The sequence below is a fragment of the Sulfitobacter sp. CW3 genome (assembly GCF_019392245.1).
In the GTDB taxonomy this organism is placed as follows: Bacteria; Pseudomonadota; Alphaproteobacteria; order Rhodobacterales; family Rhodobacteraceae; genus Sulfitobacter.
This window is the reverse complement of sequence record NZ_JAHXRL010000074.1, coordinates 1-335: the sequence shown is the minus strand read 5'-3', so window position 1 is coordinate 335 and position 335 is coordinate 1. Positions and strand designations below refer to the sequence as shown.

Here is a 335-nt window from a genome sequence, read left to right as displayed (position 1 = left end):
GGCGTCGCCTCCGCCGCCGACCTGCCGCGCCGCGCCGCGCCGCCGCCGGTATTCACCCCCGTCCCGGTGTTCACCTGGACCGGCTTCTACTTCGGTGTGAACGCCGGCTACGGCTTCGACGCCAACAGCCGCAACACCACCAACTACGCCCTGCCCGGCGGCTCGCTGATCAACTCGCCCGGCACCGCCGGCGTCGTCAGCGTCAACAACCGCAGCAACAACGACGGCTTCTCGGGCGGCGCCCAGATCGGCTACAACTACCAGTTCACCCCGGGCTCCGGCGTCGTGATCGGCTTCGAGGCCGACGCCCAGTACGTCGACTTCGCCCGCCGCGC

1 pseudogene is annotated in these 335 nt (G+C 71.0%); it reads left to right on the top strand.

What is annotated here, in order from left to right:
• Window positions 1–335: pseudogene (locus tag KZZ06_RS20260) on the top strand (hypothetical protein); the annotation flags it as partial.